At 60.5% G+C, this 13,567-nt stretch carries 9 protein-coding genes and 6 tRNA genes; 13 read left to right on the top strand and 2 right to left on the bottom strand.

Translation table 11 applies throughout. The features are described 5' to 3' along the window. The first annotated feature begins 239 nt into the window (after positions 1-239). From uvrB to ACK2SD_RS17310, 11 genes are all read left to right on the top strand, one after another. Positions 240-2,255 (top strand): excinuclease ABC subunit UvrB, encoded by a 2,016-nt coding sequence (gene uvrB / locus ACK2SD_RS17360; protein ID WP_412460435.1) that lies wholly within the window; start codon positions 240-242, stop codon positions 2,253-2,255. 146 nt (positions 2,256-2,401) lie between these two features. Further along, positions 2,402-3,883, top strand: a complete 1,482-nt coding sequence (gene gltX, locus ACK2SD_RS17355) for a glutamate--tRNA ligase (RefSeq protein WP_342649347.1) — start codon at positions 2,402-2,404, stop codon at positions 3,881-3,883. A 245-nt stretch (positions 3,884-4,128) separates the two neighbouring features. After that, positions 4,129-4,204 (top strand) — tRNA-Ala (locus ACK2SD_RS17350). 71 nt (positions 4,205-4,275) lie between these two features. Continuing rightward, positions 4,276-4,351 (top strand) — tRNA-Glu (locus ACK2SD_RS17345). A 52-nt stretch (positions 4,352-4,403) separates the two neighbouring features. After that, a tRNA-Ala gene (locus tag ACK2SD_RS17340) sits at positions 4,404-4,479 on the top strand. Positions 4,480-4,522: 43 nt separating this feature from the next. After that, positions 4,523-4,598 (top strand) — tRNA-Glu (locus tag ACK2SD_RS17335). A 67-nt stretch (positions 4,599-4,665) separates the two neighbouring features. Then, a tRNA-Ala gene (locus ACK2SD_RS17330) sits at positions 4,666-4,741 on the top strand. Between the two features lie 44 nt (positions 4,742-4,785). Then, positions 4,786-4,861, top strand: a tRNA-Glu gene (locus tag ACK2SD_RS17325). Between the two features lie 116 nt (positions 4,862-4,977). Then, positions 4,978-5,412, top strand: coding sequence for an acyl-CoA thioesterase (locus ACK2SD_RS17320; protein WP_039576325.1), 435 nt, complete (start codon positions 4,978-4,980; stop codon positions 5,410-5,412). A gap of 47 nt (positions 5,413-5,459) precedes the next feature. Beyond that, entirely contained in the window at positions 5,460-6,440 is a 981-nt protein-coding gene (locus ACK2SD_RS17315; RefSeq protein ID WP_412460434.1) for a tRNA dihydrouridine synthase, read from the top strand. 124 nt (positions 6,441-6,564) lie between these two features. After that, positions 6,565-7,008, top strand: coding sequence for an Hsp20 family protein (locus ACK2SD_RS17310; protein ID WP_029614178.1), 444 nt, complete (start codon positions 6,565-6,567; stop codon positions 7,006-7,008). A 99-nt stretch (positions 7,009-7,107) separates the two neighbouring features. Here the strand turns inward: ACK2SD_RS17310 and ACK2SD_RS17305 are convergent, their stop codons facing one another. Both ACK2SD_RS17305 and ACK2SD_RS17300 read right to left on the bottom strand, forming a co-directional pair. Further along, positions 7,108-10,404 (bottom strand): PAS domain S-box protein, encoded by a 3,297-nt coding sequence (locus ACK2SD_RS17305; RefSeq protein WP_412460433.1) that lies wholly within the window; start codon positions 10,402-10,404, stop codon positions 7,108-7,110. Positions 10,405-10,464: 60 nt separating this feature from the next. Further along, positions 10,465-11,343 carry a LysR family transcriptional regulator gene (locus ACK2SD_RS17300; RefSeq protein WP_029614179.1) on the bottom strand — a complete coding sequence of 293 codons (879 nt, stop codon included), beginning with the start codon at positions 11,341-11,343 and terminating at the stop codon, positions 10,465-10,467. A gap of 131 nt (positions 11,344-11,474) precedes the next feature. Here ACK2SD_RS17300 and leuC point away from each other — a divergent pair, with 131 nt between their 5' ends. Next, positions 11,475-12,908 (top strand): 3-isopropylmalate dehydratase large subunit, encoded by a 1,434-nt coding sequence (gene leuC / locus ACK2SD_RS17295; RefSeq protein ID WP_412460432.1) that lies wholly within the window; start codon positions 11,475-11,477, stop codon positions 12,906-12,908. Then, on the top strand, positions 12,905-13,549 hold the full coding sequence (gene leuD, locus ACK2SD_RS17290; RefSeq protein ID WP_412460431.1) for a 3-isopropylmalate dehydratase small subunit: 645 nt from the start codon (positions 12,905-12,907) through the stop codon (positions 13,547-13,549). Before leuC ends, leuD begins: the two co-directional genes overlap by 4 nt. Positions 13,550-13,567: the final 18 nt, after the last annotated feature.

Below are 13,567 nucleotides of genomic sequence, written 5' to 3'. Positions count from 1 at the left end.
CCAGTGCACTGAAGCGGTGCAAACGGGGAGTCAGTATAGAGATACCGCTGGGTGACCGCGACAGTCTGGCGCAGGTTTTTGCCACAGTTGGCGCAAATATTTTTCGACCCTTGGGTCAATTGCCCGGTCCACTGCAATGAGTGTTCACATGTAGGGACGGGCAGATTCGCCCGATGCGCGTTTTTGCGTATAGACTACTGGCTAAATTTACAGTTGCCGCGATTTCCACGAGGTCCTTCATGTCCGAGTTCCAGCTCGTCACGCGCTTCCAGCCGGCCGGTGATCAGCCCGAGGCCATTCGTCTGATGGTCGAGGGGCTGGAGGCGGGGCTATCGCACCAGACGCTGCTCGGCGTCACCGGCTCTGGCAAAACCTTCAGCATCGCCAACGTCATCCAGCAGGTGCAGCGTCCAACCATGGTCCTGGCGCCCAATAAAACGTTGGCAGCCCAGCTGTATGGTGAGTTCAAGGCGTTTTTCCCGAACAACGCGGTCGAATACTTCGTTTCTTATTACGACTACTACCAGCCCGAAGCCTATGTGCCGTCTTCGGACACCTTCATCGAGAAAGATGCGTCGATCAACGACCACATCGAACAGATGCGTCTGTCGGCGACCAAGGCCCTGCTCGAGCGACGCGACGCGATCATCGTAACCACGGTGTCCTGCATCTATGGTCTGGGCAGCCCGGAAACCTACCTGAAGATGGTGCTGCACATCGACCGCGGCGACAAGCTCGATCAGCGCGCGTTGCTACGCCGGCTGGCTGACCTGCAGTACACCCGCAACGAGATGGATTTTGCCCGTGCGACGTTCCGTGTCCGGGGTGATGTGATCGACATTTTCCCGGCTGAATCGGACCTCGAAGCCATTCGCATCGAGCTGTTCGATGACGAGGTGGAGAACATCGCCGCTTTCGATCCGCTCACCGGCGAGGTCATTCGCAAGCTGCCGCGTTTCACGTTCTATCCCAAGAGCCATTATGTGACCCCTCGGGAAACGTTGCTCGACGCGGTCGATGGTATCAAGCAGGAGCTCGGCGAGCGCCTGGAGTATCTGAACAAGGCCAACAAGCTGGTGGAGTCACAGCGCCTCGAACAGCGCACTCGCTTCGACCTGGAGATGATTCTCGAACTGGGCTATTGCAACGGTATCGAGAACTACTCCCGCTACCTGTCCGGTCGCCCATCGGGGGCTCCCCCGCCCACGCTTTATGACTATCTGCCGGCCGATGCCCTGTTGGTCATCGACGAATCCCACGTTAGCGTGCCCCAGGTCGGGGCCATGTACAAAGGCGACCGTTCGCGCAAGGAAACCCTGGTGGAGTACGGTTTTCGGCTGCCTTCCGCGCTGGACAACCGACCTATGCGTTTCGACGAGTGGGAGTCGGTCAGCCCGCAGACCATATTCGTTTCTGCGACACCCGGGCCCTACGAAGAGGCGCACGCCGGCCGAGTGGTCGAGCAGGTGGTGCGCCCGACCGGCCTGGTCGACCCCGAGGTCGAGATTCGGCCGGCCTTGACTCAGGTCGATGATCTGTTGTCCGAGATCGGCAAGCGTGTGGCAGCAGGTGAGCGAGTGCTCGCCACGACCTTGACCAAGCGCATGGCCGAAGACCTGAGTGACTATCTGGCCGATCACGGCGTGCGCGTTCGCTATCTGCACTCGGACATCGACACCGTGGAACGCGTTGAAATCATCCGCGATCTGCGTCTTGGAACCTTCGATGTGCTGGTGGGCATCAACCTGCTGCGCGAAGGTCTGGACATGCCCGAGGTATCGCTGGTGGCGATCCTCGACGCCGACAAGGAGGGCTTCCTGCGCTCCGAGCGTTCACTCATCCAGACCATTGGCCGTGCGGCGCGAAACCTGAACGGCAAGGCCATCCTGTACGCCGATCAGATCACCGGATCCATGCAGCGGGCGATCGACGAGACCGAGCGGCGCCGTACAAAGCAGGTGGCCTTCAACGAAGCCAACGGCATCGTGCCCAAGGGTGTGGTCAAAGACATCACTGACATCCTTGAGGGCGCCACGGTACCGGGCGCGCGCAGCAAGAAGCGCAAAGGAATGGCCAAGGCGGCGGAGGAGGCTGCGCGTTACGAGGCCGAACTCAAGGCGCCTGGCGAAATCACCAAGCGCATCAAGGTGTTGGAAGAGAAGATGTTCCAGATGGCGCGCGACCTCGAATTCGAAGCCGCCGCACAGTTGCGCGACGAGATTGGACAGCTGCGTGCACGCTTGATCAGCAGTTGAGTCACTGATCGCTCAATCGCTCACCTGGCGTACGGGCCCTGCGCGCGAGCGCGTCCGATCCGATGTTGCAAGCGCCTTTGCTGGAGCCCGCAGCCTGCTCCCTGCTAACATTCCGTCTTTGTTTCATCCTTCGTCCGAGACTGTCCATGACCACCGTTCGCACGCGCATCGCGCCATCGCCTACCGGCGACCCCCATGTCGGCACCGCCTACATCGCTCTGTTCAACTACTGCTTCGCCAAGCAGCACGGCGGCGAATTCATTCTGCGTATCGAAGACACCGATCAGTTGCGTTCGACCCGTGAGTCCGAGCAGCAGATCTTCGATGCCCTGCGCTGGCTGGGAATCGAGTGGAACGAAGGTCCGGATGTCGGTGGTCCGCATGGCCCATATCGGCAGAGCGAGCGTGGCGAAATCTACGCGCGCTATGCCAAGGAATTGGTCGATGCCGGTCACGCTTTCTATTGCTTCTGCACGGCGCAAGAGCTGGATCAGATGCGCGCCGAACAGATGGCCCGCGGCGAGACGCCCCGCTATGACGGGCGTGCGCTCAAGCTCAGTGATGAGGAGGTCCAGCGCCGTCTGGCGGCAGGCGAGCCTCATGTGATCCGCATGAAGGTGCCCAGCGAAGGTATCTGCGTGGTGCCGGACATGCTGCGTGGCGATGTCGAGATTCCGTGGGACCGCATGGACATGCAGGTGCTGATGAAGAACGACGGTCTGCCCACCTACTTCCTGGCCAATGTGGTCGATGATCACCTGATGGGGATCACCCACGTCTTGCGCGGTGAGGAATGGCTGCCTTCGGCGCCGAAGCTGATCAAACTCTACGAGTATTTCGGTTGGGAACAGCCCAAGCTGTGTTACATGCCGCTGCTGCGTAATCCAGACAAATCCAAGCTGTCCAAGCGCAAGAATCCGACCTCCGTCACCTTCTACGAGCGCATGGGCTTCATGCCCGAGGCGATGCTCAACTACCTGGGGCGCATGGGTTGGTCGATGCCCGACGAGCGCGAGAAGTTCTCCCTGGCGGAAATGGTCGAGCACTTCGATCTGTCGCGCATCTCGCTGGGTGGACCGATCTTCGATATCGAGAAGCTGTCCTGGCTCAATGGCCAGTGGCTGCGTGATCTGCCGGTCGAAGACTTCGCTACGCGTGTGCGACAGTGGGCGTTCAACTCCGACTACATGATGAAAATCGCCCCGCACGTTCAAGGTCGGGTGGAAACGTTCAGTCAGATTGCGCCGTTGGCCGGTTTCTTCTTTGAAGGTGCGCTCAAGCTCGATGCCAAGCTGTTCGAGCACAAGAAGCTGACGCCTGAGCAGGTCCGCCAGGTGATGCAGTTGATCTTGTGGAAACTCGAAAGTTTGCGTCAGTGGGAAAAAGAGCGCATCACTGGCTGTATCCAGGCAGTAGTCGACGCGCTTGGCTTGAAGTTGCGTGACGCCATGCCGCTGATGTTCGCTTCGATTTCCGGTCAGGCCAGTTCGGTGTCGGTGCTTGATGCCATGGAGATTCTTGGCCCTGACCTCACGCGCTATCGCTTGCGGCAGGCGCTGGAGTTGCTGGGGGGCGTGTCCAAGAAAGAAAACAAGGAGTGGGAAAAGCTCCTCGCCAGTATCGCCTGATCGTTTGTGAATGGTCATCGCCTGGGCGGCGGCGGTGGAGCAAGCCTTCACTGCCGTGGGCAGCCCTTCGTGGGCCGCCAGGGCAGGGCGGTAAGTGATTGTTATCTGTGAAAAAAATTTTGAGTTTTTTCACGAATTCGTTTGACAGCCCTGCAATCCACTCTTAATATGCGCCCCGTCCACAGCGATGAACGAGAACGAAACATTCGGCGCCCAGTCGATGCTTCGGTTCACTGCGACATTGTGGGGCTATAGCTCAGCTGGGAGAGCGCCTGCATGGCATGCAGGAGGTCAGCGGTTCGATCCCGCTTAGCTCCACCACATTCCGCTTCATGTCCAGTAACATGAAGCAAGATCGGGTCTAGTACACGGTCTTGAAGGCAAGAAGGTTCGTCCCCTTCGTCTAGTGGCCTAGGACACCGCCCTTTCACGGCGGTAACAGGGGTTCGAGTCCCCTAGGGGACGCCAGTTTCACACAAGCGATGCTGCAAGGGTCGCTGGGCCGCGAGGCTAGAAATCTGGGGCTATAGCTCAGCTGGGAGAGCGCCTGCATGGCATGCAGGAGGTCAGCGGTTCGATCCCGCTTAGCTCCACCAATTTTGCCGCGGCTCGTGAAAACGGGCCGGCACGAAGGTCAACGTCCCCTTCGTCTAGTGGCCTAGGACACCGCCCTTTCACGGCGGTAACAGGGGTTCGAGTCCCCTAGGGGACGCCACTTCTTCCCGCGTATTGCGGGGTTGAAAGGCTCATTCGGTTGTTGGATGGGCTTTTTGTTTTGTTTCGGGGCTATAGCTCAGCTGGGAGAGCGCCTGCATGGCATGCAGGAGGTCAGCGGTTCGATCCCGCTTAGCTCCACCAAATCTGCCAGGATTCGTGAAAACGAGTCTGCACGAAGGTTTCACGTCCCCTTCGTCTAGTGGCCTAGGACACCGCCCTTTCACGGCGGTAACAGGGGTTCGAGTCCCCTAGGGGACGCCACTTTTACCCGCGTTTTGCGGGACTTCAAAGGCTCATTCGATTATTGAATGGGCCTTTTGTTTTTCTACTTCTCGGCATTGGTTACACTCTGCCTCTTCACTCATTGGGGAGCAGGCATGAGCTGGGATCTGGCAGCGCCGTTCATCATCGACCTTCGGGTCGGCAGCGAAGACATCGACGGCCTTGGCCACGCCAACAATGCGGTTTACGTGACGTGGCTGGAGCGGTGTGCCTGGCGTCATTCGCAGCGCCTGGGCCTGGACTTGGCCGAATACCGTCGGCTGGACCGGGCCATGGCCGTTGTTCGTCATGAAATCGACTATCTGGCGGCCGGCTATGAGGACGACGAGCTGCAACTAGGCACGTGGATCGTCGAATGGGACCAGCGTCTGCGCATGACTCGTCGTTTCCAGCTCAGGCGTCCAAGCGACGGCGTCACGCTGCTTCGTGCGCAGACCACCTTCGCCTGCATCGAGCTGTCCAGCGGCAGGCCTCGGCGCATGCCTGCCGAGTTCATCGAAGGCTATGGTCCGGCATTACTCGGTGCCTGATCGTCCCGTCTTTTTGCTAGACTCCCGCTTTTTCTCGAGACCCCAACATGCAAATTGCCCTGGCCCCCATGGAGGGTCTGGTCGACAACATCCTGCGCGACGTGCTGACCCGTGTCGGTGGCATCGACTGGTGTGTCACCGAGTTCATCCGCGTCTGCGATCGCCTGCTGCCGCCCTCGTCATTCGACAAGTTGGCGCCTGAGCTGCGCCATGGGGCTCAAACAGCGGCAGGTGTGCCCATGCGTGTGCAGTTGCTGGGCTCGGACCCCATATGTCTGGCAGAGAATGCCGCGTTGGCTTGCGAGCTGGGTGCGCCGGTTATCGACCTGAACTTCGGTTGTCCGGCCAAGACCGTCAATAAATCCCGCGGTGGCGCCGTGCTGCTCAAGGAGCCTGAACTGCTGCACGCCATTGTCCATGAAGTTCGCCGCGCCGTACCTGCGCATATCCCTGTGACCGCCAAGATGCGTCTGGGCTTCGACAGTCCGGACGGTGCGCTGGAGTGCGGTACGGCGCTGGCCGAAGGCGGGGCAGCGCACCTGGTGGTGCATGCGCGAACCAAGGTCGAAGGTTACAAGCCGCCAGCCCATTGGGAATGGGTGGCGCGGGTGCAGGACGTGGTTCAGGTACCGGTGTTCGCCAACGGCGAAATCTGGACGGTCCAGGACTGGCGGCGCTGCCGCGAGGTCAGCGGTGCCGAACACATCATGTTGGGGCGTGGTCTGGTGTCTCGGCCCGACTTGGCACTGCAGATCGCAGCAGCACACGAGGGGCGCGACTACCGACCTTTGGCCTGGTGCGAACTGTTGCCGCTGTTGCGCGAATTCTGGCGTCAGGCCCAGGCCAAGCTGTCGCCGCGCTATGCGCCAGGACGGATGAAGCAGTGGCTGGCCATGTTGACTCGCAGCTATCCAGAGGCCGTGGCACTGTTCGCCCAATTGCGCCGTGAAGACGACTGCCAGCGGATCAGTCAGTTGCTGGGCGTTGGAGTACTCACCGGGCAAGGCGTTGAATTGGATGTTGCCTGAAGGGCACACGATTTTTTTGCCGATGTCCCTTGAAACCGTTGTTGAAGACCTTATCTCTTGAGTACGCGATGCCGAAGTCGGGTCGCGAAGTGACTTACTTGCTGAATCTCAGGAGTTAATGACTATGACTACCGCTTTCTCCCTCGCACCGCTGTTCCGCCACTCCGTTGGCTTCGACCGTTTCAATGACTTGTTCGAGTCTGCGGCACGTAACGAGGCTGGTAGCAGCTATCCGCCCTACAACGTTGAAAAGCATGGTGATGACCAGTACCGCATCGTTATTGCCGCCGCCGGCCTTCAGGAGCAGGACCTTGATCTTCAGGTCGAGAAGGGTGTACTGACGGTCTCGGGTGGCAAGCGTGACAAGGCCGCCACCGAGGTGACCTATCTGCATCAAGGCATTGCCCAGCGCGCGTTCAAGCTGTCGTTCCGTCTGGCCGATCACATCGAGGTCAAGGCCGCCGACCTGGCCAACGGGCTGCTGAGCATCGACCTCCTGCGTGTCGTGCCGGAAGAAGCCAAGGCCAAGCGCATCCCAATCAATGGCGATAAGCCAGCGCTCAATTGATACCTTGAAACTGCTCGGTGAGCATCGATCGGGGCCGCTTTGCGGCTCCGATCTTGTTTGCGTTGCGCATCGTTCTACCTGATTTCTCTCGCCAGCCAGTCATGTGCGACCGCTTGTCTCAGCCAATAGACGGCGAAACTCAGCCAGAGCCAGTGGTCGGCTGAACAGATAACCCTGATAGAGATGACAGCCTTGGCGCTGGAGGAACGTCAGTTGTTCGGTCAACTCGACACCTTCGGCGATTACCGTCAGCCCGAGGCTGTGTGCCATGGCGACGATGGCGCGAACGATTTCCGCATCGTTCGAATCGTTGGGTGCATCGCGCACGAAGGTCTGATCGATCTTCAGTGCATCGACGGGCAACCGCTTGAGGTAGGTCAGCGAGGAATAGCCCGTGCCGAAATCGTCCATGGCGAAGGTCACGCCGTGACGCTTGAGCTCGCGCATCTTGCCGATGGTGTCCTCCAGGTTCTGGATCACGATCCCTTCGGTGATTTCCAGCTTGAGCATGTAGCGGGGCAGATGATGCTCGTCCAGGCTGCGCAAAACCCTTTCGACGAAATCATTCTGGCGAAATTGTTTGGGGCTGATGTTCACGCACAGGCTGAACTCACCAGCATCGATCAAGCCCTCATCCAGCAGGCGCGCGCAGGCCTCGCAGGCCTGGTCGAGGATCCAACTGCCCACCTCGAGTATCAGTCCGCTTTCCTCCAGCACCTGGATGAACAGCGCAGGGGATTGCTGCCCCAATTGTGGGTGATGCCAGCGCAGCAAGACCTCTACGCCCACGATGCAATTGGCGCGCGCGTCAACCTGGGGTTGGAAGTGCAACGCCAGTTCGTCACGCGACAGCGCCAAGCGCAGGTCGTTTTCCATGCGCAGCCGTTCGCTGGCGGCTTCCTGCATGGTGGTGTGAAACAGTTGCGTGGTGTTGCGTCCCGAGTCCTTGGCCCGGTACAGGGCGATGTCGGCACGTTTGAGCAGGTCGGCCGGGGTGGAGCCATGATCCGGAATCAGCGCTACGCCAATGCTCGGCGTCACCTGCAGGCGCTGACCATCCAGCGACATCGGTGCGGCCAGCAGCTCGCGCAAGGTGTCGGCCAGTTCGCGTACCTGGGCCTCGACCCGTTCGCGGCTGCCGGCCAGGCCGCTGAGCAGCACCACGAACTCGTCGCCGCCCAGCCGCGCCACCGTATCCTCCAGACGTACGCTGGCTTCCAGACGTGCGGTGATGATCTTGAGCACGGTATCGCCGACCGGGTGGCCGAGTGAATCGTTGATGTGCTTGAAATGATCCAGGTCCAGGAAGAGCAAGGCGCCGCGCAGATCATGGCGTTTGAGCAGGGCGATCTGCTGGCTCAGCCGATCGGTCAGCAGGGCGCGATTGGGCAGGTTGGTCAACGGGTCGTGGTAGGCCAGGTGACGAATCTGCGCCTGGGCATTCTTCAGTTGGCTGACGTCGCGGGCAGTCATCAACAGGCAGTCGGTGTCGTTGAGGCTGATCGGTTCGACCGAGACTTCGACGGTCAAGACCTCGCCCTGCTTGTTATGTCCGAGCATTTCCCGATGGTGCACCCGGCCATGCTCGCCGAGGTCTGCCAACAGCGCCGCGCGCTGCTTTTCGTCGGTCCAGATGCCCAATTCGAAGACGGTCCGGCCGACCACTTCGTGGCTGCTAAAGCCGGTCAGTCGGCAGAAGCCGTCGTTGACCTCCAGGTAACGACCGCTTTGACGTTCGGTGATGGTGATGGCATCGGGGCTTGAATGAAACGCTTTGGCGAACTTTTCCTCGCTGGCCTTCAGGGCGGACTCTGCGCGTTGTTGCTGGGTGATGTCGCGTAGCGTGGTCACGCTGCAAGGTCGGTTGTCGACTGTGATCAGGCGGCTGGAAATCATACAGGTCAGCGGTATGCCGCTCAGGTGGTTGACCACTACGGCAATGTTGCTCAAGCCCTGTTCGCGAATGACCCGCTCGATACGTTGGGCGCGGGCGTAAGGTTCGGCCCACAATCCGATCTGGTCGGGGCTGCGCCCTATCACCTGCGTGGCGGTCCAACCGAACGTTTGGGTGAAGGCCGGGTTGATTTCGATGAACTGGCCGCTGTCCTGATCCAGAACGCAAATCGGATCGGGGCTTACCTGGAACAGGCTGGCGAATTTTTCCTCCGAGGCGCTCAGGCGCTGCTCGCGTTCGACCTGATCGGTAATGTCCAGCAATGTACCGGCCATGCGCAGCGGAGTGCCCTGATCATCCCGGTACAGCCGTGCTCGGCTTTCGATATAGCGCGAGGCGCCGTTTTCCAATTGCACCCGGTAGGTGATCTGGTAATTGCCCGCCGGCCCTTCGCGCAAACTGCGGTAGGCCTGGCGCATGGCGCTGCGTTCTTCTTCCGGCACACCTTCGAAGAACGCGTCGAACGACTCGTGGAAGGGGGCAGGGTCCAGGCCATGCAACTGCGCGGCGCGCGCTGAGCCATAGAGCATGCCGCTGGGGATGTGCCAGTCCCAGGTGCCCAGTTGTGCGGAGTCCAGCGCCAAGTCCAGGCGCTCTTGGCTGTCCTTGAGGGCTCGCTCGGCGCGCTTGCGCTCAGTGGTGTCGACAAAGGTGCTGACCAGATAAGTAATACCTTCGAGTTCAATGCCCTGGGTGCACAGAATGCCGTCCTGGACCCGGCCGGTCGCGGTGCGGAACTGCACTTCCATGGTCACCGGCTTGCCGCTGTTGCGGGTGGCGTCGAGCATTTGCTGGCGTTGTTCGGCGTGGACCCACATGCCCAGTTCGACACTGCTCTTGCCGATCACCAGCGCGCCGGGCCAGCCGAACATGGCCTCGAAGTGCTGGTTGACCTCGAAGATCATGCCGTCGTGGCGACGGGTCAGCAGGATCGCATTGGGACTGAGGTGGAAAAGGGTGGCAAAGCGCTTTTCCGAGTTGACCAGCGCGGCCTCTCGATCGCGCTGGCGGGTGATTTCGCGAATCACCCCGATCATCTGGCGGCGACCATTGTGATCGTGGGTCAGGCTGCCGTTTATTTCCAGCCAGTGCAGGCTGCCGTCGGGCCAGCGGATGCGATGGCGCATGGCTTGATCCGCCGGTTCGCCATCGACCACCGCCTGGAACAAATGGCGGGTTCGCGCACGGTCTTCTTCAGGGAGCAAATCCAGGTAATCGATACCTTCTGCCAGCGGGTGCTGCGGGTCGAAGCCAAATAGCGCCTGGGTGCCGCGCGACCAGCTCACCCGGCCTGTTTCGATATCCCACAGCCACGCGCCGAGGCGCGCACCGTTGAGTGCAGTGAGCAATTGCGGGGCGTTCTGCCACGCCTGCTCCGATTCCAATGGGTCGACTGCAGGAATATGAGGCAGGCGCGGGTAGGTTTTGTCTGGTTTGGGCATGGCTTGCAGACCTTCGGCAGATGAAGCTTGCTATGGATCACACGCCGTACCGCGATGCAGTCAGGCAGGCTCGCGCTGGCTGTCGAGCAAGGCCATGAACGCCCTGGCCGCATTGGACAGCGTTCGTTCCGTATGCAGGATGTAGCCTAGCTGGCGAGACAGGCATATGCCGGGCAAAGCGATGGATGCGACCTGCCCATCGAGCATGGTGCGCGGTAGAACGCTCCAGGCCAGACCAATGGACACCATCATCTTGATAGTCTCCAGATAGTTGGTGCTCATGGCGATGTTTGGCGTCAATCCCTGGCTCTCGAACAGGCGTTGCACGATGTGATGAGTGAACGTATTACCCCCGGGGAACACGGCGGGATGGCGTGCGACATCGGCCAGTCGAACGTGGCTGTCGCGTGCCAGTGGGTGCTCTGGGGCGGCGACGAAGTCCAGTGCGTCGTCCCAGACAGGGGTGGCCCGAATCAGGTGATGAGGCTCGGGGGCCAGGGTGATCACGGCAATTTCTGCGCGGCCGTGGAGAACTTCGTCGTAGGCCGCTTCTGAATCGAGAAACTGGATATCCAGCGCCACGCCAGGGTATTCCCGGGTGAACGCCCGCAGAACCGGGGGCAGGCGGTGTAGGCCGATATGGTGGCTGGTGGCCAGAGTCAGGCGGCCGGTAACTTCTCCTGTCAAATTGGTCAGTGCACGCCGTGTGTCGTCCAGTACATTGACGATCTGGTAAGCACGCGGGAGCAGGGCTCGCCCGGCCTCGGTCAGGCTCACCTCGCGGCCGAGCCGATCGAAAAGGCGCACGCCCAGTAGCTGCTCCAGGCCTGCGATGCGTTTGCTGACCGCCGGTTGGGTCAAATGCAGGCGCTCAGCGGCACTCGAGAAGCTGCCGGTTTCAGCAATCGCAATAAAGGCACTGAGGTTTGCCAGATCCACGCTTTCGAATTCCTTTTGGTTATTCAAAGCATAAAAATTATGAATTTGAGTTATTCAATCTAGCCCTTTAGCATCGACCGTACAAGCCAAGGGGTTATTGGCATAGAAATACGCTGATGAGGAACAGTCTGATGGCTGGCAAAACGCTTTACGACAAACTCTGGGATGCGCACGAAGTCAAGCGACGCGACGATGGTTCGTCCTTGATCTACATCGACCGTCACATCATCCACGAAGTGACTTCGCCCCAGGCCTTCGAAGGCCTGCGCCTGGCCAACCGCCAGCCATGGCGTATCGACGCCAATATCGCCACCCCTGACCACAACGTGCCGACCACGCCTGAGCGCAAGGGCGGTATCGAGGCCATCGCCGACCAGGTCTCGCGTTTGCAGGTGCAGACGCTCGACGAGAACTGCGACGAATATGGCATCGTCGAATTCAAGATGAACGACGAGCGCCAAGGCATCGTGCACGTGATCAGCCCCGAACAAGGCGCGACATTGCCGGGCATGACCGTGGTCTGCGGCGATTCGCACACCTCCACGCACGGCGCTTTCGGCGCGTTGGCCCATGGCATCGGTACGTCGGAAGTCGAGCATGTGCTCGCCACGCAGTGCCTGGTCGCCAAGAAAATGAAGAACATGCTGGTGCGGGTCGAGGGGCAGTTGCCTGCCGGCGTCACCGCCAAGGACATCGTGCTGGCGGTCATCGGCAAGATCGGTACCGCTGGTGGCAACGGTCATGCCATGGAGTTCGCCGGCAGCGCTATCCGCGCATTGTCCATGGAAGGCCGCATGACCATCTGCAACATGTCCATCGAGGCCGGTGCCCGCGTCGGCCTGGTCGCCGTGGACGACACCACGATTGCCTACGTTCAAGGACGCCCCTACGCGCCCAATGACGAGCAGTGGCCCCAGGCGGTCCAGGCTTGGAGGGGGCTGGTATCCGACGCGGATGCCGTGTTCGACACTGTTGTCGAACTGGATGCCGCCCAGATCAAGCCGCAAGTCAGCTGGGGCACGTCGCCCGAAATGGTGCTGGCGGTCGATCAACGTGTTCCGGATCCGGCGGCCGAGCCAGACCTGATCAAGCGCGGCTCGATCGAGCGCGCCCTCAAGTACATGGGGCTGGCAGCCAATCAGGCCATTACCGATATCAAGCTCGACCGGGTGTTCATCGGATCGTGCACCAACTCGCGCATCGAAGACTTGCGCGCAGCGGCCGAGATCGCCAAGGGCCGCAAGGTGGCGGCGAACGTCAAGCAGGCGTTGGTGGTGCCGGGGTCGGGGCTGGTCAAGGCCCAGGCCGAACGCGAGGGGCTGGACAAGATCTTCCTCGAAGCCGGCTTCGAATGGCGTGAGCCAGGTTGCTCGATGTGCCTGGCGATGAATCCGGACCGCCTGGAGAGCGGCGAGCATTGTGCCTCTACCTCCAACCGTAACTTCGAGGGGCGTCAGGGCGCAGGTGGGCGTACCCATTTGGTCAGCCCGGCCATGGCCGCCGCTGCGGCGGTGACTGGTCATTTCATCGATGTCCGCGAGTTGATCCAAGGGAGCGCAGCATGAAAGCCTTCACCCAGCACACCGGTCTCGTGGCGCCGTTGGATCGGGCCAACGTCGATACCGATCAGATCATTCCCAAGCAGTTTCTCAAATCGATCAAGCGCACCGGCTTCGGCCCCAACCTGTTCGATGAGTGGCGTTACCTGGATGTAGGTCAGCCCTACCAGGACAACAGCAAGCGCCCGCTGAACCAGGAGTTCGTGCTCAACCACGCCCGCTATCAAGGCGCCAGCGTGCTGCTGGCACGGGAGAACTTCGGCTGCGGTTCGAGCCGCGAGCATGCGCCTTGGGCGCTGGATGAGTACGGCTTTCGCAGTGTCATCGCGCCGAGCTTCGCCGACATCTTCTTCAACAACAGTTTCAAGAACGGCTTGCTGCCGATCATCCTGGCCGACGAAGAAGTGGACGAATTGTTCAAGCAGGTCGAGGCCAATCCGGGGTATCAACTCACCATCGACCTGCAGGCCCAGGCCGTCACTCGCCCGGACGGCAAGGTCCTGCATTTCGAGATCGACGCCTTCCGCAAGCACTGCATGCTCAATGGCCTGGATGATATTGGCCTGACCTTGCAGGATGGCGACGCCATCAAGGACTTCGAAATTGGGCACCGCGCTGCGCAGCCGTGGTTGTTTCGCGACGCTTGAGTGAGCGTGCCGGACGCA

The sequence above is a fragment of the Pseudomonas sp. SC11 genome, assembly GCF_047039205.1.
Lineage (GTDB): Bacteria > Pseudomonadota > Gammaproteobacteria > Pseudomonadales > Pseudomonadaceae > Aquipseudomonas > Aquipseudomonas boreofloridensis.
Note: the sequence above shows the minus strand (reverse complement) of the source record. Positions and strands in the feature narration are given on the sequence as shown.